The 21,650-nt window shown below is 62.5% G+C and carries 22 protein-coding genes and 1 riboswitch; of the genes, 20 read left to right on the top strand and 2 right to left on the bottom strand.

Translation table 11 applies throughout. From position 1 onward, the window contains the following. The first annotated feature begins 3 nt into the window (after positions 1 to 3). From K3725_RS17150 to K3725_RS17105, 10 genes are all read left to right on the top strand, one after another. The gene (locus K3725_RS17150; protein WP_260016476.1) at positions 4 to 309 is read left to right on the top strand and encodes a hypothetical protein; all 306 of its coding nucleotides are present in this window, start codon (positions 4 to 6) and stop codon (positions 307 to 309) included. Between the two features lie 141 nt (positions 310 to 450). Next, entirely contained in the window at positions 451 to 1,461 is a 1,011-nt protein-coding gene (locus K3725_RS17145) for a PhoH family protein (protein ID WP_260016475.1), read from the top strand. Between the two features lie 80 nt (positions 1,462 to 1,541). After that, a complete protein-coding gene (ybeY, locus tag K3725_RS17140; RefSeq protein ID WP_260016474.1) occupies positions 1,542 to 2,054 on the top strand; it encodes an rRNA maturation RNase YbeY in 513 nt (170 codons plus the stop codon). A gap of 22 nt (positions 2,055 to 2,076) precedes the next feature. Beyond that, positions 2,077 to 2,976, top strand: coding sequence for a hemolysin family protein (locus K3725_RS17135; protein ID WP_260016473.1), 900 nt, complete (start codon positions 2,077 to 2,079; stop codon positions 2,974 to 2,976). Next, positions 2,973 to 4,472: an apolipoprotein N-acyltransferase gene (gene lnt, locus K3725_RS17130; protein ID WP_260016472.1), complete on the top strand. Its 1,500-nt coding sequence runs from the start codon at positions 2,973 to 2,975 to the stop codon at positions 4,470 to 4,472. Before K3725_RS17135 ends, lnt begins: the two co-directional genes overlap by 4 nt. 61 nt (positions 4,473 to 4,533) lie before the next feature. Continuing rightward, positions 4,534 to 4,582, top strand: a riboswitch (SAM-SAH riboswitch). Positions 4,583 to 4,588: 6 nt separating this feature from the next. Beyond that, positions 4,589 to 5,770, top strand: coding sequence for a methionine adenosyltransferase (gene metK / locus K3725_RS17125; RefSeq protein WP_260016471.1), 1,182 nt, complete (start codon positions 4,589 to 4,591; stop codon positions 5,768 to 5,770). 170 nt (positions 5,771 to 5,940) lie between these two features. Then, the gene (locus K3725_RS17120) at positions 5,941 to 6,597 is read left to right on the top strand and encodes a hypothetical protein (RefSeq protein WP_260016470.1); all 657 of its coding nucleotides are present in this window, start codon (positions 5,941 to 5,943) and stop codon (positions 6,595 to 6,597) included. Positions 6,598 to 6,676: 79 nt separating this feature from the next. Beyond that, positions 6,677 to 7,453: a tRNA (guanosine(46)-N(7))-methyltransferase TrmB gene (locus K3725_RS17115; RefSeq protein WP_260016469.1), complete on the top strand. Its 777-nt coding sequence runs from the start codon at positions 6,677 to 6,679 to the stop codon at positions 7,451 to 7,453. Between the two features lie 86 nt (positions 7,454 to 7,539). Then, positions 7,540 to 8,886 (top strand): 3-phosphoshikimate 1-carboxyvinyltransferase, encoded by a 1,347-nt coding sequence (aroA, locus tag K3725_RS17110; RefSeq protein WP_260016468.1) that lies wholly within the window; start codon positions 7,540 to 7,542, stop codon positions 8,884 to 8,886. Then, positions 8,883 to 9,515, top strand: coding sequence for a d(CMP) kinase (locus tag K3725_RS17105; RefSeq protein ID WP_260016467.1), 633 nt, complete (start codon positions 8,883 to 8,885; stop codon positions 9,513 to 9,515). The genes aroA and K3725_RS17105 overlap by 4 nt, the downstream gene beginning before the upstream one ends. Positions 9,516 to 9,613: 98 nt before the next feature. Here the strand turns inward: K3725_RS17105 and K3725_RS17100 are convergent, their stop codons facing one another. Then, complete coding sequence (locus tag K3725_RS17100) at positions 9,614 to 10,093, bottom strand: YHS domain-containing (seleno)protein (RefSeq protein WP_260016466.1); 480 nt, start codon at positions 10,091 to 10,093, stop codon at positions 9,614 to 9,616. Positions 10,094 to 10,314: 221 nt separating this feature from the next. Between K3725_RS17100 and K3725_RS17095 the strand changes: the two genes are divergently transcribed. The 10 genes from K3725_RS17095 (at position 10,315) to K3725_RS17050 (ending at position 20,708) form a co-directional block, all read left to right on the top strand. Continuing rightward, positions 10,315 to 10,839, top strand: a complete 525-nt coding sequence (locus K3725_RS17095) for a hypothetical protein (protein ID WP_260016465.1) — start codon at positions 10,315 to 10,317, stop codon at positions 10,837 to 10,839. 142 nt (positions 10,840 to 10,981) lie between these two features. Then, positions 10,982 to 12,127 (top strand): amidohydrolase, encoded by a 1,146-nt coding sequence (locus tag K3725_RS17090; RefSeq protein WP_260016464.1) that lies wholly within the window; start codon positions 10,982 to 10,984, stop codon positions 12,125 to 12,127. 2 nt (positions 12,128 to 12,129) lie between these two features. Beyond that, complete coding sequence (locus K3725_RS17085) at positions 12,130 to 13,320, top strand: diaminopropionate ammonia-lyase (RefSeq protein WP_260016463.1); 1,191 nt, start codon at positions 12,130 to 12,132, stop codon at positions 13,318 to 13,320. Continuing rightward, positions 13,313 to 14,479 carry a Xaa-Pro peptidase family protein gene (locus K3725_RS17080; protein ID WP_260016462.1) on the top strand — a complete coding sequence of 389 codons (1,167 nt, stop codon included), beginning with the start codon at positions 13,313 to 13,315 and terminating at the stop codon, positions 14,477 to 14,479. The genes K3725_RS17085 and K3725_RS17080 overlap by 8 nt, the downstream gene beginning before the upstream one ends. 15 nt (positions 14,480 to 14,494) lie before the next feature. After that, entirely contained in the window at positions 14,495 to 15,250 is a 756-nt protein-coding gene (locus K3725_RS17075; protein ID WP_260016461.1) for an aspartate/glutamate racemase family protein, read from the top strand. A 143-nt stretch (positions 15,251 to 15,393) separates the two neighbouring features. Then, positions 15,394 to 16,944 (top strand): sulfatase-like hydrolase/transferase, encoded by a 1,551-nt coding sequence (locus K3725_RS17070; protein ID WP_260016460.1) that lies wholly within the window; start codon positions 15,394 to 15,396, stop codon positions 16,942 to 16,944. A gap of 108 nt (positions 16,945 to 17,052) precedes the next feature. Next, complete coding sequence (locus K3725_RS17065) at positions 17,053 to 17,955, top strand: metal ABC transporter substrate-binding protein (protein ID WP_311202206.1); 903 nt, start codon at positions 17,053 to 17,055, stop codon at positions 17,953 to 17,955. Between the two features lie 94 nt (positions 17,956 to 18,049). Further along, positions 18,050 to 18,967, top strand: a complete 918-nt coding sequence (locus K3725_RS17060; protein WP_311202205.1) for a manganese/iron ABC transporter ATP-binding protein — start codon at positions 18,050 to 18,052, stop codon at positions 18,965 to 18,967. Beyond that, the gene (locus K3725_RS17055; RefSeq protein ID WP_260018628.1) at positions 18,967 to 19,845 is read left to right on the top strand and encodes a metal ABC transporter permease; all 879 of its coding nucleotides are present in this window, start codon (positions 18,967 to 18,969) and stop codon (positions 19,843 to 19,845) included. Before K3725_RS17060 ends, K3725_RS17055 begins: the two co-directional genes overlap by 1 nt. Then, positions 19,845 to 20,708: a metal ABC transporter permease gene (locus tag K3725_RS17050; protein WP_260016459.1), complete on the top strand. Its 864-nt coding sequence runs from the start codon at positions 19,845 to 19,847 to the stop codon at positions 20,706 to 20,708. Before K3725_RS17055 ends, K3725_RS17050 begins: the two co-directional genes overlap by 1 nt. Before the next feature lies 1 nt (position 20,709). Here the strand turns inward: K3725_RS17050 and K3725_RS17045 are convergent, their stop codons facing one another. Beyond that, positions 20,710 to 21,624 (bottom strand): LysR substrate-binding domain-containing protein, encoded by a 915-nt coding sequence (locus K3725_RS17045; RefSeq protein WP_260016458.1) that lies wholly within the window; start codon positions 21,622 to 21,624, stop codon positions 20,710 to 20,712. Positions 21,625 to 21,650 lie beyond the last annotated feature (26 nt).

Raw genomic sequence — 21,650 nt, 5'->3', positions numbered from 1 at the left:
ATCATGATGATGAAAAGAACGCTTGGTCTTGTTGCGGTGATTTCCCTGCTTGGTGCCTGCAGTGAAGCATTCGATAAAACCCGCGATGCTCACGTTGGCGATGGCAGCAACAGCCATTTGTCGAACCTGACCGCCGGCATCTGGGTTGACCCGAACGGTTGTGAACATTGGATCATCGATGATGGTCTTGAGGGCTACGCTGACCTGCGCCGAACGCCCGACGGGAAACCGGTCTGCAACAGCGACATTCCGCCAACTCTGGCAACGGGCCCGTTCAAGGACGGTTCGACCTTTGGCGATCCGATCTGACGCTTGCCTGCTGCCTGATTTGCAGCCGCCCTCTGGGGCGGCTGTTATTGTTTCAAAAATGTGATTTTGCGCAGCGCCTGCTTGCGCAAACGCTGCCGCAGAGGCAGACTGAAGGGGCAACGCCAGATTGAGGAGATCAGCTTGGCCATCAGCGCCCTGAATGACCCGCAGACCCAGACCGCAACCCACGAAGTGCTGCTGGAATTTCCTGACAACCGATTGCTGATCGACCTGTGCGGCGAATATGACCGCAACCTGGCTGACATTGAACAAAAACTGGGGGTTCAGATCGTTCGCCGCGGCAATCAACTGTCGGTGATGGGCGAGGATTCAGCGCGTGAACAGGCCGCCGGGGTCCTGACTGCCCTTTATGACCGGCTGGAAACCGGCCGCAGTGTCGAAAGCGGCGACATCGACCGCGAGTTGCGCATGGGACCTGAGAGCGATGATGCTGAGCCCGACGGTCAGCTGCAGATGTTCCGCGGCGGCCGGGTGGAGATCAAGACCCGTAAGAAGCTGGTGGAGCCGCGCACCGAGGCGCAGAAGGCCTATGTTCAATCCCTTTTTGAACACGAACTGGCATTCGGCATCGGCCCCGCTGGTACCGGCAAGACCTACCTGGCCGTCGCTGTAGGTGTTTCGATGTTCATCACCGGCCATGTTGACCGCATCATCCTGTCGCGCCCGGCGGTAGAAGCGGGGGAGAAGCTCGGTTACCTGCCCGGCGACATGAAGGACAAGGTCGACCCATACATGCAGCCGCTTTACGACGCGCTGAACGATTTCCTGCCGGGCAAGCAACTGGCCAAGCTGATCGAGGACAAGCGGATCGAGATTGCGCCGCTGGCCTTCATGCGCGGCCGCACGCTGTCCAACGCCTTTGTGGTTCTGGACGAGGCGCAAAATGCCACGACCATGCAGATGAAGATGTTCCTTACCCGCCTGGGTGAAGGGTCGCGCATGGTGATCACTGGCGACCGGTCACAGGTCGATCTGCCGCGCGGGGTGCAGTCGGGCCTGGCCGATGCCGAACGGCTGCTGAAAACCATCCCCAAGATCAGCTTCAACTACTTTACTGCCCGTGATGTGGTGCGCCACCCGCTTGTGGCCGCGATCATTGAGGCCTATGACGCGGATTCGACACCGGCCTGACGCACGCACTCAATCGGGCTTCATCTTTGTGAAAATACTCCGGGGGTGCGGGGGCTGGCCCCCGCTTATGCAACCGTACCATGATGCTCGACATTTCCATCGAAGACAGCCGTTGGCAGGAGGCCGGCCTTGAGCCGCTGGCGGAAGACGCCACCGTTGCTGTGTTGGCACATTTCGGCTTAGATCCGGAAGTCTGCGAAATCTCGCTCTTGGCCTGCGACGATGCCCGGATCGCTGAGTTGAACGCTGAATTCCGGAAAAAGGACAAGCCTACCAATGTTCTCAGCTGGCCGGCAGAGGAGCTGGGGGCCGAGGAGGATGGCGGAACGCCTTTGCTGCCAGAGGTTGATTTTACAGGGGAAATCCCGCTGGGTGACATCGCCATTTCTTATGATACCTGCGCCCGGGAAGCTGCCGAAGCGGGAAAAAACCTGGCCGATCATACCCGTCACCTGCTCATTCACGGACTGTTGCATCTTTTGGGCTATGATCACATTCGTGACCGCGATGCCGCATTGATGGAAGGGATTGAGGTCCTGCTACTTGGCAAACTGGGTATCGCGAACCCATATTATCGTGAGGACGCCCCGTGACCGGGGTTTTTGGAATGGAAAGATGGGCGACATAGAAGGCAGTTCTAACGCGGCGCAGGGCGCGCCGCAGGAAATCAATGGCACGGCGGCGGATGCGCCGGCCTCTGAAAATACCGGATTGTGGACGCGGCTGCGCAATGTGTTCAGCGCCGATCCGCAGGACGGTCCGGACACCGGCGGCGAACAGCCAGCGCCGGGAACAGGCCCGCACGGTATGATCAACCTGCGCCGGATGCGGGTCGAAGACGTCGCCATTCCCTCTGCTGAAATTGCTGCTGTGCCAGTCACTGTCGCCAAGGATGATCTGGTGGGCATTTTCCGGCAAAGCGGCTTTACCCGCATTCCCGTTTACGAGGGCACACTGGACACGCCGCTGGGCTTTGTCCACCTCAAGGATTTTTCGCTGACGCATGGATTCAACGGCGGCACCTCGGAGTTCGATCTCTCCAAGATGCTGCGTCCGCTGCTGTTCGTGCCGCCGTCGATGCCAATCGGCGTGCTGCTGACCAAGATGCAGGCTGAACGCCGCCACATGGCTCTGGTGATCGACGAATACGGCGGTGTTGACGGACTTGTCACCATCGAAGACCTGATCGAACAGGTGGTGGGTGAAATCGAGGATGAGCATGACGCCGACGAACTTCAGACTTGGTTCGAGGAGAAGCCCGGCTGCTACATCGCGCTGGCCCGCACCTCGCTGCCGGAGTTCGAGGCGGAGACGGGCCATTCGCTGACCAGCCACGATGACGTGGATGAGGAGGAGATCGACACGCTTGGCGGGCTGGTCTTCATGCTGTCTGGCCGGGTGCCTGCCCGCGGCGAGGTGATCGAACACCCCGAAGGTGCCGAGTTCGAAGTCATGGACGCTGATCCGCGCCGGATAAAGCGGCTGCGGGTACGGTTGCCGGACGCCGCTGCATGATGGCACTTGGGCTGCGGCAGGCCGCGCGCCAGCTGTGTCTGGCCCGGGCGGCTTTGGCCTTTGGCAGCGGCGCGCTGCTTTCGCTGACGCTGGCGCCCTGGCACATGCTGGCGGGACTGCCGGTTGCGCTGGCTGCGGCTGGCTGGCTTGCGCTGGATGCTCGCTCCGCCCGCGCCGCTGGTCTGGCGGGTTGGCTGTTCGGACTGGGCTATTTCACGTTCGGCCTCTCCTGGATCATTGAGCCGTTTCAGGTTGACCCCGAGCGCCACGCTTGGATGGCCCCCTTTGCGCTGGTTTTCCTTGCCGCTGGCCTGGCCCTCTTTTGGGGAGCGGCTTTTGGCATCTCCGCCCGTCTCAGCCGTGGAGTGGTGCGTCTTCCGATGCTGGTGGCGGTATGGTCGCTGGCAGAATTTGCCCGCGCCTATCTGCTGACCGGATTTCCCTGGGCGGCATTTGGCCAGTTCTGGATTGATACGCCTGCCGCCGAACTGCTGCCGTGGATCGGGCCTCAGGGGCTGGCGCTGCTGACGCTTGCCGCATTCCTGCCGCTCGCCTTGTTGCGGGCGCAACCTGCCGCCGCGCTTCTGCCTCTGGGTTTGGCCGCCGCCGCCGTTGCTGGCGCACCGCATCCCGGAGAAACGGTGCTGACAGACGACACAGTGCGTATCGTTCAGCCCAATGCGCCGCAGAACCAGAAGTGGCACCCCGAACACAAGTGGGAATTCGTCCGTCGCGCGCTGGCATTTTCAGCCGAGGAGCCGCGGCCCGACATGATCGTCTGGCCGGAAACCGCGGTGCCGCAGCTGCTGAATTATGCCGGTGACACGCTGCAGGCCATTTCCGAACGGGGCGGTGGTGTCCCGGTCTTGCTGGGTATCCAGCGCGAGGAGGACGGCGCCTACTACAACTCTGCGGTGCTTCTGGATTCAGACGGGATGCCAGCCGCTGCATATGACAAGGCGCATCTGGTGCCGTTCGGGGAGTATGTGCCCTTTGGCGACTTTATGGCCCGCTTCGGGATCCACGGTTTCGCCTCTCAGGCAGGTGCCGGTTATGCCGCCGGCCCGGGAGCCCGGGTGATGGATCTGCCCATCGGCAATGCCTTGCCGCTGATCTGCTACGAAGCTGTTTTTCCCCAGGATGTGAACGCCGCCGAAACCCGTCCTGAGATGCTGGTGCAGATCACCAACGATGCCTGGTTCGGCACCCGCTCAGGCCCCTATCAGCACCTGGCACAGGCGCGGATGCGGGCGCTGGAACAAGGCCTGCCGATGATCCGGGCGGCCAACACCGGTGTCTCAGCCATGATTGCGCCGGACGGGTCGCTGCTGGATCAGCTGCCGCTGGGAGAGGCTGGCAGAATTGATGCAGCCCTGCCAGCACCGCTGCCGCCGACGTTTTACAGCCGGACCGGGGATTGGCCGGTTTTGCTGCTGTGTTTCCTTGTTGCGGGTGCGGCAATCTTTCTCCCCCGCGCTCTTGCGCCGCGGTCATAGCAGCTTAACTCTATTGGAATATAGATTGACCCGCGCGGATGGGCCGCGTACTGCGGCTTGATACCTGCCACAACGGCTTCCTGGCGTGGCAAGGATTAACCAATGGAGCACTTTTCATGACCCGTACGAACTACACCTTCACTTCGGAATCGGTTTCCGAAGGCCACCCGGACAAGGTCTGCGACCGCATTTCCGACGCGGTTCTCGACGCTTTCCTGGCGGAAGAGCCCGAAGCACGCGTGGCAGCTGAGACCTTCGCCACCACGAACCGTGTTGTCATCGGGGGGGAGGTCGGACTGTCCGATCAGGACAAGCTGCACGATTACATGGGCCGGATTGAGGATATCGCCCGCGCCTGCATCAAGGATATCGGTTACGAGCAGGATAAGTTCCACCACGAAACCGTGGAAGTGACAAACCTGCTGCACGAACAGTCCGCCCATATCGCGCAGGGCGTCAATGCCTCGAGCGAAAAGGACGAAGGGGCCGGCGACCAGGGCATTATGTTCGGCTTTGCCACCAACGAGACCGACGCGCTGATGCCGGCGCCGATTCAGTTCAGCCATGCGATCCTGCGCCGCCTGGCCGAAGTGCGCAAGAACGGTACCGAGCCGGTGCTTGGCCCGGATGCGAAATCCCAGCTGTCAGTGATCTATGAAAACGGCAAGCCGGTTGGCGTCAGCTCGCTGGTGCTGTCGACCCAGCATCTGGACGAAAGCCTGACCTCTGCGGACATCCGCGCCATTGTCGAGCCTTACATCCGCGAAACCCTGCCCGAAGGCTGGCTGACAGAAGCCACCCAGTGGCACGTGAACCCGACAGGTAAGTTCGTGATTGGCGGCCCGGATGGCGACGCAGGGCTGACCGGCCGCAAGATCATCGTCGACACCTATGGCGGCGCGGCACCGCACGGCGGCGGCGCCTTCTCCGGCAAGGACCCGACCAAGGTGGACCGTTCGGCGGCCTACGCCGCGCGTTACCTGGCCAAGAACGTGGTCGCCGCGGGTATGGCTGAGAAGTGCACGATTCAGCTGTCTTATGCCATCGGCGTCTCCAAGCCGCTGTCGATCTATGCCGAAACCCATGGCACAGGCGAGGTTGACCCGGCCGCGATTGAACGGGCCATTGATCAGGTCATGGATCTTACCCCGCGTGGCATCCGCTCGCATCTTGGCCTGAACAAGCCGATCTATCAGCGCACCGCGGCCTATGGGCATTTCGGACGCGATCCGGAAGCGGACGGCGGCTTCAGCTGGGAACGCACAGATCTCGTTGAGGCTCTGAGAAAAGCGGTCTGAGACCGGCACCAGTGAAATCGGGGAGCGGGCCGTATGGCCCGCTCCTTTCGTTTTTGCGTGTGCGGGCGGTGGCGCGAAATCTTCCGGCAGAATGTCTGAAGTGTTGGGGGTGGAGTGACACGGAAGCCTGAGCCATAGTGCCATGCAGGATTCAATCAGCCGGAGACGTGATGCTGCGCGTGATTTCTTTGCTTTGCTGCCTGCTTACGGCGTCTGCTGCCGGGGCCAAGGAGGCCTTGCCGCAAAAGTTCAGCCTGCTGGGCAAGACGCTTGTCTATGACACAGAAACAGATGTGACAGGCGATTTGGCCGAAATTACAGAGGAGGATGCTTCCAACCTGCGGGACATCCTGAAGAAGAGCCCGGACATCACGGAATTGCAGCTCAACAGCGTCGGCGGCAGTGTCTATGCAGGTGAGGAAATTGCAGGGCTGGTGCTGGAGTACGAGTTGGACACTCTGGTTGACGGCACCTGCATCAGCGCCTGTGTCGATGTGTTTCTGGCGGGCGGACGCAGGCGGATGACAATTGGTTCCAGCATCGGTTTCCACCAGCGCAACTGGCCGGCAGAGGCTGTGCACAAATACTACCGCAGTGAACGCAAGCGCCGCCGCTGGTCGACGCCGTTTGAATTCGGTTCGTGGATCTACCAGGACACCCAGGGAGAGGTGTACGAGCACCTCAGCTATATGGTGGAGCGTGGCGTCGATCCCGGTTTCGCCATCGAGACGCTGCGCACGGACCCGGACGGTGAGTGGTATCCCAGCCGTTTGCGGCTGATCGCGGCGGGGGTGCTGCGCGAGATGCGGCCAGGGCAAACCCCGTAGATGGCTTGACCCGCGGGCTTGCTTGCGGCACAGGGGCGGCCAGCCTTTCAAAAGACGCCTCGAACAGGAGCCCAGACGCATGTCCGGCGACCAGAAGCCCCGCGACGACCAGTCCAAGGATGCCCGGCCCGCAGCAGAAAATGCGGCCGATAAACACGCCAGCGGTGCACCCTGGCGCAACTTCTATGGCCGCTTCAAGGGCAAGACCCTGAAAGACAGCCAGAAGCGTTATCTGGACGAAGACCTTGCAAGCCTCAGCCCCGGTGCGGTCGGCTGGGAGGAAAACCCGGACCGTAATCCGCTCAATCTGAACGCGCTGTTTGGCGGTAAGGATGTCTGGCTGGAGGTCGGCTTTGGCGGCGGTGAACATCTGGTGCATCAGGCGGTCAGCAACCCTGATGTCGGTATCATTGGCGCCGAGCCTTTCATAAACGGCGTTGCGATGCTGCTGGGCAAGATCCGCAATTCGGGCGCGGACAACATCGCCGTGCATCCCGGCGATGCGCGCGACCTGATGGATGTGCTGACAGACGCCTCCATCTCCCGCGCCTTCCTTCTTTATCCTGACCCGTGGCCCAAGGCGCGCCACCATCGCCGCCGTTTTGTGACGCAGGAGCACTTGGAACCATTGGCCCGCTGTCTGAAGCCCGGCGCGATCTTCCGTGTTGCGACCGATATCCCAGACTATGTGCGCCAGACTCTGGAGGAGGTGCCGAAGGCCGGTTTCGAATGGCTGGCCGAAGGCCCAGCCGACTGGCGCCAGCCTTGGGGAGACTGGATCTCCACCCGCTATGAGCAGAAGGCCCTGCGAGAGGGGCGAACCCCGCATTACCTGACTTTCCGCCGCTTGGGCTGAGGCCAATTACGCTGGACCGGCCAGACCCAATCCGTTACCGATAGCGCAAACGAACAGACGAACGACCGACAGACGAAGGAAGCCCCATGTCCGGACACGGCACGCCCATCCCGATGACCTCCCACCGTGCTGACCCGCTCAAGGGCGTGGCAGAGGTGCCCGGCGACAAGTCGATCTCGCACCGCTCGCTGATCCTGGGCGCGCTGTCGGTGGGGGAGACGAAAATCTCCGGCCTGCTGGAGGGCGAGGATGTGCTGGACACCGCCAAGGCGATGCAGGCGTTCGGGGCTGAAGTGGTGAACCATGGCGGCGGCAACTGGTCTGTGTTCGGTGTTGGCGTCGGTGGATTTGCCGAGCCGGACAATGTGATTGACTGCGGCAACTCCGGCACCGGGGTGCGGCTGATCATGGGGGTGATGGCAACCTCTCCGATCACCGCGACCTTCACCGGCGATGCCTCGCTGAACAAGCGCCCGATGGCACGCGTGACCGACCCGCTGGCGCTGTTCGGCACCCAGTCCGTCGGCCGTTCCGGCGGCCGCCTGCCGATGACGATCGTGGGCGCCGCGGATCCGGTTCCGGTCCGCTATGAGGTGCCAGTGCCGTCGGCGCAGGTGAAGTCCGCGGTGCTGTTCGCAGGCCTCAATGCCCCGGGCAAGACCGTTGTGATCGAGAAAGAAGCCACCCGCGACCATACCGAGCGGATGCTGGCAGGCTTCGGTGCAGAGATCACCACCGAGGAAACCGAAGAAGGCCGCGTCATCACTTTGACCGGCCGCCCGGAACTGAAGCCGCAAGTCATCGCCGTGCCGCGCGATCCGTCCTCCGCCGCCTTCCCGGTCTGTGCGGCGCTGATCACTCCCGGCTCCGACGTGCTGGTGCCCAACATCGGCCTGAACCCGACCCGCGCGGGCCTTTACTACACCCTGCAGGACATGGGTGCGGACCTGGCATTCGAGAACATGCGCGAAGAAGGCGGGGAACCAGTTGCCGATCTGCGCGCCAAGTTCTCGCCCAATATGAAGGGCATCGAAGTGCCGCCGGAGCGCGCGGCCTCGATGATCGACGAATATCCCGTGCTGTCGGTGGTGGCGTCCTTCGCCGAAGGCAAAACCATGATGGCGGGCGTCAAGGAACTGCGCGTCAAGGAAAGCGACCGCATCGACGCGATGGCCAAGGGCCTGCGCGCCAATGGTGTCACTGTCGACGAAGGCGAGGACTGGTGGGAAGTCACCGGCCTTGGCATTGACGGCGTGCCGGGCGGCGGCACTTGCGAGAGTTTTCTGGACCACCGCATTGCCATGTCCTTCATGGTGATGGGCATGGGCGCGCAGACCCCGGTTTCTGTCGACGACGGCAGCCCGATCGCGACTTCGTTTCCGATCTTCGAAAGCCTTATGGGGGACCTCGGCGCCAAGCTGGAGCGCACATGAGCGAGAGCTTCACCATAGCCGTCGACGGCCCCGCTGCCGCGGGCAAGGGCACATTGTCCAAGGCGCTCGCGGCGCACTATGGTTTCGGCCATCTGGATACCGGCCTCCTGTACCGTGCCGTCGGAGCAAAAATGCTGGACGGCGCGGCGCCGGTTGAGGCCGCGCAAAACCTGACGCCTGAAGATCTGGCACGCGACGACCTGCGCGGGCCGGAAGTGGCGCAGGCCGCGTCCAAGGTGGCGGTGATAGCCGGTGTGCGCGCGGCGCTGGTCGATTTCCAGCGCGCCTTCGCCCGCCGTGCAGGCGGCGCGGTGCTGGACGGGCGCGACATCGGCACTGTGATCTGCCCCTACGCCCAAGTGAAATTCTTTGTCACCGCCAGCGCAGAAGTGCGCGCCCGCCGCCGTTTCCTGGAACTGGCCGCTGCGGGCAAGGTGACGACCCTCGAGGAAGTGCTGGGCGACGTCAAGGCCCGCGACGACCGCGACATGAACCGTGCCGAGGCCCCGCTGCGCCCGGCGGCGGATGCGATCCTGATCGACACCAGCGATCTGAGCATCGAGGACGCCCTGGCCAAGGCGATGGCAGTGATTGAGGCCCGCCGAGAGGCAGGCGAGAAGCTGCCCTGAGCACTACATGATCAGTAAAACCCGCAGCTGACGCACCAGCTGCGGGGCAAAGACGGACAGAATGAGAACGACATTTGCCCGCCTTCTTTGAGGCCGGATTAGAGCGCGCCGACGGCGGTGTGCTTGATCTCGGCCCACTGGCTGTCCGCAGTCTTGGCGGTTCCGGCCACGTCTTCCAGAAAGGCAGCGCGGGTGGCGGCGTTCAGGAACAGGAACAGCTTGCCGTCATGCACCAGGTACTGGTCCGGGTCGCCGTCAAACTTCTTGCCCACTGACACGCCATAGGAGCAGAAGCCGCCGTGCTGGGGCAGGTACTGCGACGGATTGGCTTCAAACACCGTCTTGTTTTCCTCAGACGCGAAGTAATAGGAGGCGCCGTCGACGGTTACGGAATGGGTGGCGACGCCCTCAACCGGGTTGCGGCTGTCCAGCAGCGCCACCAGATCGACGCCATGAGCCGCCAGCGGTGCGCCGCCAGCCGAAATGCCATTGGTAACATTGACCTCATCGGCGGCAAAGGCCGGGGCGGCAAATGCTGCGGACAGCGAAATCAGGGCGGTTGTCAGAAGTGTCTTCATGATTTTCCTCATCAGGTTCAGGTGTGCAATCAGGCTCTGCAGCCCGGTGATCTGAAGCTAGATCCAAAGGGCGGGACGATTAATCTCTGAACGTTCGGTTGATTGTGCAGATCGTTCCAAACTGCCTATTGAATCATTAGATCCCGGTTCACTCATCTGTGCATGGCGGCTTGAGCATGAGCGCATTAGCCTGAGATGGAATGCTGAAAAGGGGTGTTTCCATGGCTTGGCTGAGGACAATTTTCGTGGCGTGTGTTCTGGCGGCGCCTGCGCTGGCGCAGCAAAAACCCGAGCCGCCGATGAGCTATGAGCGGCTGGGCCGGATCCTCTTTGCTCTTGATGACGCAGCGCAGCCGGTCGGGCGCGGTTTCCAGCTCACAATCTCAGGTGTTCCGATGCTGGTTGTCACGGATCCGGCGGCAGACAGGATGCGGGCAATGGTGCCGCTGCGTCCGGCGGAAGGGCTGACGGCAGAGGAACTGATGCGGATGATGCAGGCGAATTTCGACACCGCCCTGGATGCGCGCTACGCGGTAGCCAAGGGGCAGCTGTGGGCGGTGTTCATCCACCCGCTGTCGCCGCTGAAGAAAGATCAGCTGATTTCCTCGTTAGGCCAAACAGTGAATATTGCCCGGACCTATGGCACGCTCTACACCGGCGGAGCCATGCAGTTTGGCGGTGGCGACAGTCCGGGGATCCAGCGGCAGCTGATCGAGGAACTGTTGGAAAAGGGCGAGGAAATCTGACAGCGGTTGCCAGCAGGTGTGGTACGATTTTCAACGCAAAATAATGGGATGATGATGAAAATCGTCTCCCGCTGCCCCGAATTCTATGCGCCCAGTCACGATTTGCAGCTTAAAGTCGCTGCAAACGGCTGGGAGAGCGCGTATGACAACATTTCAGGACCGCCTGACTGCACTGCGCCGGGATTTCCACCGCCACCCTGAGCTCGGCTTTCAAGAGGAGCGCACCAGGGCGAAGGTTGCGGAGCATCTGCGCAACTTGGGGGTGGAAGTGCATGAAGGCGCCGGCGTCATAGGGCTGCTGCGCGCGGGCAGCGGAAACCGTGCCATTGGCCTGCGGGCGGACATGGATGCCCTTCCGATCACTGAAATCTCCACCCACGGCTACGTCTCGGAAACGCCGGGCAAGATGCACGCCTGCGGCCATGACGGTCATATGGCCATGCTCTTGGGCGCTGCTGAACGGCTGGTGCAGGAGCAGGGGTTTGACGGCACCGTCGTATTCATCTTCCAGCCCAACGAGGAGCATGGGCTGGGTGCCCAGGCGATGATTGCCGAGGGCGTTCTGGAGCGCTTCCCGATCGAAGAGGTCTATGCCATCCACAATCTGCCTGGTGCGCCGGTGGGACAGATTTCAACCCGTCCCGGCCAGATTTGCAGCAGCGAGAGCCTGTTTGAAATTTCGATCCGGGGGCAGGGCGGTCATGCCTCGATGCCGCAGGCGGGGGTGGATGCCATCACCGTGGGGGCGGAACTGGTGCTGGCGCTGCAGACCATCGTGTCGCGCAAGCTGGCGCCGGGCTCCGGCGCCGTGGTCTCGGTCACGGAATTCCTGACCGACGGCCAGCGCAACGTGCTGCCGGGCCACGCGGTGCTGAAAGGCGACGTGCGCGCCCGGGTGCCTGAAGACCGCGAGGCGGTTGAGCGCTTCATGCGCCAGATCGCTGCCGGTGTTGCCGCTGCACATTCGGTCGAGGCCAAGGTGAGCTTCAACACCGAGTTCGTCGAGACCATCAACGCCGATGGCCCGGTTGAGGCCGTCTACCGCGCCGGCGAGGTTGCAGGCCGCGAAGTGGTCCGTAACCGCCCGCCAATGAGCTTCTCCGAGGATTTTGCCCATTTCGCCGCCGCAGTGCCGGGCTGCTTTCTGCTGTTGGGCAATGGCGAGGAAGGCCCCAGCGGCCAGCCGCTGCACTCGGCGGATTATGATTTCAACGACGCTCTGCTGCCGATTGGCGCAGAGTTCTGGGTGCAGCTGGTGCGTGACCGGCTGCCCGTGGGAAAGGACTGACCATGCTTGATAGTTTTGACGCACCCATCCGCCATACCGCGGGAAATCCGAAAACCGGCGAGGCGGCCTATTCGGTACTGTCCGATCGGGACTTCTCCAATGCGCAGTCGGAAATCACGGTCTGGGAAGGCTATGAAGCAACACCGCTGGTATCTCTGGCGGGTCTGGCCGGCCAGGTTGGCGTCGGGCGGATCGACTACAAGCACGAAGGCCCGCGGTTCGGGCTGGGCAGCTTCAAGGCGCTGGGCGGGTCTTATGCGGCGCTGCGGGTGCTGCAGCGGGAGTTGGCCAAACAGCTGGGCCGGGACGTCAGCCTGGAGGAAATCCGCAACGGTGCCCACAGGGACGCCTGCGCCGGGATCACCCTGGTCTCTGCCACCGACGGCAACCATGGCCGCTCTCTGGCATGGGGCTGTCAGCGGTTCGGCGCGCCTTGCCGGATCTATATCCATGCCGAGGTCAGCGAGGGCCGCGCCGTTGCGATGCGCGAACTGGGCGCCGAAGTGATCCGCATTGCAGGCGATTATGACGACTCCGTCCTTCTGGCCAAGAAGGAGGCGGAGGAAAACGGCTGGTTCGTGGTCTCGGACACCTCCTGGGAAGGCTATACCAAGCCGCCGCGCGACGTGATGGCAGGCTACAGCGTGATGACCCGGGAGGCCTGTGAGGCGCTGGAGCAGGCACCGACCCATGTGTTCCTGCAGGGCGGCGTCGGCGGGCTGGCGGCCTCGGTCGCGGCGGCGCTGCGGCAGTACTATGGCGAGGCTTCGCCGCGGGTGGTGATTGTCGAGCCGGAACTGGCAGCCTGCCTGTTCGACAGCGCCAAAGCCGGCAAGGCGACCAATTTCGCCATTCAGGAAGAAACCATCATGGCGGGCCTCTCCTGTGGCGAACCGTCGGAAATGGCCTGGGAAATCCTGGCGGAGGAGGCCTCGGATTTTGTGACCATCCCCGACAGCATCGTGGCCCCTGCAGTGCGGCTGCTGGCCAATGGTGAAACCGGGGATCCGGTGGTAGAGGCAGGCGAAAGCGCCGTGGCTGGCCTGTCTGCCCTGATCGCGGCCTGCCAGTCGCCGGAGATGAAAGCCACTCTCGGGCTGGATGAAGCCTCCCGTGTGCTGCTGATCGGCTCCGAAGGTGTCACCGACCCGGCGATCTTTGCCGCGATCATGGAAGGCAAGGACAATGTCTGAAGCTCCCGCTCGCGGTTTCCCAGAGGCGGAATTCGCGGCCCGCACCGAGAAGGCTCAGGCGCTGATGGCGGCGCAGGGGCTTGACGGCCTGCTGCTGCTGACAGAGCCGGAGGTGCGCTACTTCAGCGGGTTTCACACGCTGTTCTGGCAAAGCCCGACCCGGCCCTGGTTCCTGTTCGTGCCGCTTGCGGGAAAGCCGATTGCCATCATCCCGGAGATCGGCGCCGACCTGATGCGCCGGACCTGGATCGAGGACATCCGCACCTGGAGCGCGCCGGCGCCGCAGGACGACGGCATTAGTCTGCTGACAGAACTGCTGTCGCCGATTGCCGGGCGCGGCGGCTCCATCGGATTGATGAAGGGGCACGAAACCTCGCTCAGAATGCCGCTGGGCGACTACGAACGCCTGATGGCGGGATTGCCGGGGCTGAAGGTGGCGGATGCCACGCCGCTGGTGCGCGGCCTGCGGATGGTGAAATCTGCCGCGGAGATCGAAAAGCTGGCGCATATCTGCAGCATTGGCTCGCGCGCATTTGCGCAAGTGCCGCAGATCGCCCGTGCAGGGCAGCCCTTTGAGGATCTGTTCCGCGCCTTCCGGCGCGAGGCGCTGGCACAGGGCGCCGACGATGTGCCCTATCTGGTTGGCGGTGCTGATCAGGGCGGCTACAGCGACGTGATCTCGCCGCCGACCACGCGGCCGCTGCAGGCCGGTGACATCATGATGCTGGATACAGGCGCCACATGGGACGGGTATTTCTGCGACTTCGACCGGAATTTTGCCATTGGCCGCGCAGACGATCTGTCGCGCCGCGCCTATGATGTGCTGTGGCGCGCCACAGAGGCAGGCATTGCTGCATCCAAACCCGGCGCCACCTGCCGCGATCTGTTCCAGGCGATGCAGTCCGTGATCGCCGAAATGGATGATCAGGGCGGTGATGTTGGGCGGCTCGGACATGGGCTGGGGATGCAACTGACCGAATGGCCCTCGCATGCCGCCTTTGATGAAACAGTGATCGAAGAGAACATGGTGCTGACGCTGGAACCTTCACTGGGCTATGGCGATGGCCGTATCATGGTGCATGAAGAAAACATCGTGGTGCGTGCGGATGGTGCAGAACTGCTGACCGTTCGTGCAGCCCCGGAACTGCCGGTGATCTGAAGGAGGCCCCGGGACATGAAGCTCCCCTATGACACGGACGCAGGTATCGGCACCCGCGCCACCCTGGGTGTGATCGTGCTGGAAACCGACGAAACGCTGGAGCCGGAATTCTCCCGGATGATGGCGCAAGAGGGCGTGGCGCTCTATCACAGCCGCATCCCGATGGTGCCGGAAGTGCGCCCTGAGACGCTGGCGCAGATGCAAGCGGATCTGCCTGCCTCGGCAAAGCTCTTTCCGTCAGCGGCAGACTTCGACGTGATCGGTTATGGCTGCACCTCGGCCTCCACCGTGATCGGCTCCGCCAAGGTGGCTGAGGCCGTTCAGACCGTTCTGCCGGACGCCAAGGTGACTGATCCGCTGGCCGCCATCATTGCGGCAGGCAAGGCGCTGGGCGCTGCCAGGTTTGGGTTTGTGACGCCATACCTGCCGGAGGTTTCAGCGCAGATGCGCGCCAAGCTGGAAGCAGCAGGGTTTGCGATTGCAGGTTTCGGATCGTTTGAACAGATGGACGACCGGGTGGTGGCCCGGATAACCGAGGCAGCCATTGCAGAAGCTGCCAAAAAGGCGGTCACTCAGGGAGACTGCGATGCGATCGTGATCTCCTGCACCAACCTGCGCTGCCTGCGGATCATTCCGGAGATTGAGGCGCAAACCGGGGTGCCGGTCATATCCAGCAACCAGGCGCTTGGCTGGCATATGCTGCGGCTTGCCGGCGTGACAGATCCGCAACCGCAGTTCGGTAAGCTGTTCACTCTGCCGCTGGCGGACTGACCGCTAAAATTGTCCGGGAATTGCCAGCTGGCAACCTGCGGCAGGCTGCCCCACGGGAGCGGCACAGTCTGCGCTTGTAATCCGCGTGCAGGCTGCCACAGATTGTCTCCGGAAACCTGAATTGCTCCAGCGAGGAAGCCCGGATGCCTGCCGCACGCCCCGAAAACCGGAATGTTCTGTTCATCATCATTGACCAGTTGCGCGCAGACTGCCTGTCGGGCGCGCTGGCGGAGCATGTGGACCTGCCGAACATCCGCGACTTCATGCAGGAGGCGGTATCGTTCAACCGGCATTTTTCTGTGACCAACCCCTGCGGACCATCGCGCGCGTCGATCCTGACCGGGCAGTACGCGATGAACCACCGCTCGGTCCGCAATGGCACGCCCTTGCGCCATGACACGCCGAACATCGCCACCGAGATGCGCAAGGCAGGCTATCTGCCGATGCTGTTCGGCTATACCGACACCTCTCAGGACCCGCGCGCTTTTGACGCCAACGATCCCGCGCTTCGGACTTATGAATACCCGATGAACGGCTTCCATGAAGTAACCGAGATGCGGCTGGAAATGTCCTATCCCTGGCAATCGCATCTGATGAGCCGCGGCTATGAGTTCGAAAACTACTGGGACGTCTACAAACCGGTCTCACCGGAGGGCGGCGCGCCCAGGCTGAACGGTCCGGCGCTGTACGCGGCGGAGGACAGCGATACCGCCTTCCTCACAAACTCATTCCTCAACACGATGCCGGCCCACGGCAAGGACAGCTGGTTTGCGCATCTGACCTACATCCGCCCGCACCCGCCGCTGGTGGCGCCGGCGCCCTATAACAGCATGTATGACCCGGCCAGCCTGCCGCTGCCGCAGCGGCTGGCAAATGCGGAACAGGAAGTCGGCCAGCACCCGTTCTTTGGCCCGCTGCTGCGCAAGAGCACCGCCGCCAGCTTTGTTGAGGGCTTCCCGGATCTGGAGTCATCGGATGAGAACATCCAGACCCTTCGCGCGGTTTATCTGGGTCTGGCGACGGAAGTGGATCATCATGTCGGGCGTGTGATCCGGTTCCTGAAGGACAGCGGGCAGTACGGCAACACCATGGTGGTGATCACCGCAGACCATGGCGAGATGCTGGGCGACCGCCACTCCTGGGGCAAGATGACAGTCTATGACGCCGCCTATCACACGCCGCTGATAATCCGGGTGCCGGGTAACGAGGAGCACGCGGGCGCCAGTCTAAATCACATCACCGAGTCAGTCGACGTGACACCGACCATCCTGGAATGGGTGGGGCAGGAGGTGCCGAATTCCATGGACGGGCGCTCGCTGCTGCCGCTCCTGCGCGGACAATCACCGCAGGACTGGCGGCAGTATTCCTTCTCGGAGCTGGATTTCTCGGAGCCGCTTGAGCCGACGCTGTGGCAGCAGGAGCTTGGCACCACCGCCAGCGATTCCTGCCTTGGTATCCTGCGGGATGAGCGGTTCACGCTGGTCGAGTTCGCCGCCGATCTGCCGCCGATGCTGTTTGACAGCCAAGGACGGGGGGAACTGGAGAACGTGGCCGGGCAGGCGGCGTTTGCCGATGACCTTAACCGGCTGACCCGGATGATGCTGCGGCACCGGATGAAGAACATGGACCACACGCTGTCGCTGACGGCGATCACTGGTGAGGGTCCGCGCAGCAAGCCTCGCTACCCGCAGTAGCCGGGTCGGCGGAAGCTGCCGCTGTTGCAAATCATTCGCAATTTCATTGACAGTTGCGAATGATTTGCAATAACAGTGTGTAACTCGTGCCTTCAAAGGGAGAATCGGATGTTTCCGAAGTTGCTCAAGACTGTATCCGCAGCTGCCATCATGGGCGTTGCCGCCAGCGCTGCCATGGCAGAAGACAAGATGAAGGTTGTCACCACCTTCACCGTTCTGGCTGATATGGCGGCCAATGTGGCGGGTGACGCGGCTGAGGTTGTCTCGGTCACCAAACCCGGCGCCGAGATCCACGGTTATGAGCCTACTCCGCGCGACATCGTCCGGGCGTCCGATGCCGACCTGATCCTGTGGAACGGCATGAACCTGGAACTGTGGTTCGAGCAGTTCCTGTCGAACCTCGATGATGTGCCTTCCGTTACATTGACCGACGGCATCGACCCGATTCCGATCGCGGCCGGCTCTTACGAGGGAAAGCCCAATCCGCACGCCTGGATGGGGCTGGATAACGCGCTGATCTATATCGACAACATCGTCGAAGCCTTTGCCGAGCACGACCCGGAAAACGCCGCGGTCTATGTCAAGAACGCAGGTGAGTACAAAGACCGCTTGCGCGCCACCATCGAACCGCTGCGCCGTTCCATCGCGGAAATCCCCGAGGACAAGCGCTGGCTGGTAACCTGCGAAGGCGCCTTCAGCTACCTGGCCCGCGATTTCGGCATGAAGGAGCTGTATCTGTGGCCGATGAACGCCGACCAGGTCGGCACCCCCCAGCAGGTGCGTGCGGTGATCGATGGCGTGCGTGCAAATGACATCCCGGTGGTGTTCTGCGAAAGCACTGTGAACACCGCCCCGGCTGAGCAAGTCGCCCGCGAAACCGGCGTGGCTTATGGCGGTGAGCTTTATGTCGACTCGCTCAGCGAGGCGGACGGCCCGGTGCCGACCTATTTGGACTTGCTCAAGGTCACATCGGAAACCGTTGCCCGCGGTTTGACTGAGGTTACCAACTAAGCCTGTTTTTATAACCAAGTGCCCCGCAACACAGTTTGCGGGGCGTTTCATTTCACAAAGCACGATTTCTGTGTGTAACTCAGCAGGACAGCCCATGCTTGATGCCAGCGAGACCCGCACCATGAACACCAGCGCCGCGCTTCTGGACGGCGGCATTGCCGCCAGTAACGTCACGGTTACCTACAGGAACGGCCACACCGCACTGTGGAATGCCAGCTTTGCCATTCCCCGCGGCACCGTGACGGCGCTGGTCGGGGTGAACGGGGCAGGCAAATCGACCCTGTTCAAGGCGATCATGGGGTTTGTCCCTGCGGCACAGGGCGAGATCCGCATCCTTGGCATGACGGTCAAGGACGCGCTGCGCAAGAATCTCGTGGCCTATGTTCCGCAGTCGGAGGAGGTCGACTGGGCCTTCCCGGTGCTGGTCGAGGACGTGGTGATGATGGGCCGCTATGGCCATATGGGTTTCCTGCGCCGGCCCAAGGCTGCGGATCACGAGGCAGTCGATCAGGCGCTGCGCCGGGTCAATATGCAAGACTTCCGCCACCGCCAGATCGGCGAGCTGTCCGGCGGCCAGCGCAAGCGGGTGTTCCTGGCCCGCGCCCTGGCCCAGGACGGGCAGGTGATCCTGCTGGACGAACCCTTCACCGGTGTGGACGTGAAGACCGAGGAGCAGATCATCGCCCTCTTGCGCGAGCTGCGCGACGAGGGCCGGGTGATGCTGGTCTCCACCCACAACCTCGGCAGCGTGCCGGAGTTCTGCGACCGAACTGTGCTGGTGAAAGGCACTGTGCTTGGGTATGGCCCGACCGAAACCACCTTTACCCGCGAAAACCTGGAACACGCCTTCGGCGGTGTGCTGCGCCACTTCACCCTGGGCGGCGATGCGCTGCATGATGACGGCGACACCCGCGAAGTTACCATCCTGACCGACGACGAGCGCCCCTTTGTCCAATACGGCGAAAAGACTCAGACGAGCGACAGCAAGGGCGAGGGCGGGGGCCAGCAATGATGGAATACCTGCTGGAACCGTTCACTTACGGCTACATGACAAACGCGATGTGGGTCTCGGCGCTGGTGGGCGGCGTCTGCGCCTTCCTGTCGGCCTACCTGATGCTCAAGGGCTGGTCGCTGATTGGCGATGCGCTCTCCCATTCGGTTGTGCCCGGTGTGGCCGGCGCCTACATCCTGGGCCTGCCCTTTGCGCTGGGCGCCTTCATCGCGGGCGCGCTGGCGGCGGGGGCAATGCTGTTCCTGTCAGAACGCTCCGGGTTGAAGGTCGATGTGATCATCGGTCTGATCTTCACCTCCTTCTTCGGGCTGGGCCTTTTCATCGTCTCAATCAGCCCGATGTCAGTCTCGGTGCAGACCATAACCATGGGCAATATCCTGGCAATCACGCCGGAGGACACGCTGCAGCTGGCCGTCATCGGTTTTGTCTCGCTGGCGGTGCTGCTGGCGAAATGGAAAGACCTGATGGTCACCTTTTTTGATGAAAACCATGCCCGCACCATCGGGCTGCGGCCCGGCCTGCTCAAGGCCGTGTTCTTCGTGCTGCTGTCGGCGTCAGTTGTGGCAGCTATGCAGACCGTCGGTGCCTTTCTGGTGATTGCCATGGTGGTGACACCGGGGGCGACGGCCTATCTGCTCTGCGACCGTTTCCCGCGGCTGATCCTGGTGTCGGTGCTGATTGGCGCCCTCACCAGTTTCTTTGGCGCCTATGCCAGCTATTTTCTGGACGGAGCTACCGGCGGCATCATTGTGACGCTGCAAACCGTGATCTTCCTTGTGGTCTTTGTCTTTGCTCCGAAACACGGGCTGCTGGCCGCCAAGCGCAAGGCGCGCGAGGCGCTCAAGCGCGGCCCGGCCGCCCAAAGGGGGGCTGCGTGATGGACCTGGATACGCTTCTGATGCCGTTCCAGTTCGCGTTCATGCAGAACGCCTTTCTGATCTCGCTGATCGTCTCTATTCCGACCGCGCTCCTGTCCTGTTTTCTGGTGATGAAGGGGTGGGCGCTGATGGGCGATGCGGTCAGCCACGCGGTGCTGCCAGGTATTGTGCTGGCCTACATTGTTGGCTTGCCGCTGATTGTCGGCGCCTTTGCCGCCGGTATGCTCTGCGCTGTCGCCACCGGGTTTCTGTCCGGCAACAGCCGGGTCAAGCAGGACACCGTGATGGGGGTGGTGTTCTCCGGCATGTTCGGGCTTGGCATCGTGCTCTATGTCTCCGTGGAGACCAATGCGCACCTGGATCATATCCTGTTCGGCAATATGCTGGGGGTGGAACCGGATGAGCTGTGGACCGCGGGCATTATTTCTCTGGTGGTTGGTGCCGCACTGGTCCTGAAGTGGAAAGACCTGCTGCTGCACAGCTTCGACCCGGCGCAGGCGCAGGCCTCCGGCCTGCAGGTCACGGTGCTCCATTACGGGCTGCTGGCAGCCTTGTCGCTGACCATCGTGGCGACCCTGTCGGCGGCGGGGCTGATCCTGGCGATCGGGCTGCTGATTGCACCAGGGGCAATTGCCTTCCTGGTGGTGCGCAAGTTCAGCACCATGCTGTGGGTGTCGGTTCTGGTCTGCATGGCATCGATGCTGGCAGGCACCTATGCCAGCTTCTTCCTCGACAGCGCGCCGGCGCCGACCATCGTGCTGATCCTGAGTGCGCTGTTTGTGCTGGCCTTTGTGCGGCGTCTGTATCTGACACGGAAAACCTCGATGCAGCGGGCCATGGAAAAAAAAACAGGGGCTGCGTGACTCACGCGGTCCCCGGCCGGGCCATCTCCAGCAGCCATTGCCGTACCAATTCGGCGTTGGGGACCAGGTCCTGTGTCTTGGACCACACCAGATAGAACCCCGATCCGGTGGTCCAGGCCCAGTCCTTGCGCGCCGCCAGCAGCCCCTGTTTGATCAGCGGCGCGGTCACATGCTGCCAGCCGAATGCAAAACCTTCGCCGGCAATCGCCGCCTGCAGCACCAGCGCATAATCGTTGAGGCGCATGCCCGCGGCGGGCGGGCGGCCGGTGACGCCAAAGTGCTCGAACCACTGCTGCCACCTGGGGCGCTCCCGGATCGGTTCCTCCAGATGGATCAGCCGCTCGTGCAGCAGGTTCGGCACCGTCGCCAGATTGACCGCCGAGGCCATCACCCGCGGACTGGCGACGGGAAAGATCACCTCTGGCGCGATCAGGGCAGAGTGGCAATCCGGCCAGTTGCCGTCACCGCGCCGCACCGCCAGCGAGATGCCTTCGGTATTGATATCCGGCTCCCGGTCTGAGCTTTGCAGGCGCAGGTCAATATCAGGGTGCGCCTCATGCAGCTGGGCCAGTTTTGGCATCACCCAGTAGTATGCAAAAGCAGAGGAGCAATTGAGCGTCACATGGTCATTGCGCCCAAATTGCCGCACCGCTTTGGCTGAGGACAGGATGTCCTCAAGCGCCTTGGAGACATCTGCGTAAAGCCGTGTCCCGGCGCCTGTCAGTTCCACCTTGCGGTGGCCGCGGCGGAATAAAATAACGCCCAAAGACGCCTCCAGCTGCTTGATCGCAGCACTGACGGCGGGCTGCTGCACGTTCAGTTCCTCTGATGCACGGGTGAAAGAGCCGTGCCGGGCGGCGGCCTCAAAAACGATCAGGTGGCGGGGGCTGGTGAGGAGTTTCCAGAGTTCTTGCATAACTGTGTGTTATCCAGATCATCAGA

It is taken from the genome of Leisingera sp. S132 (assembly GCF_025144465.1).
GTDB lineage: Bacteria > Pseudomonadota > Alphaproteobacteria > Rhodobacterales > Rhodobacteraceae > Leisingera.
Note: the sequence above shows the minus strand (reverse complement) of the source record. Positions and strands in the feature narration are given on the sequence as shown.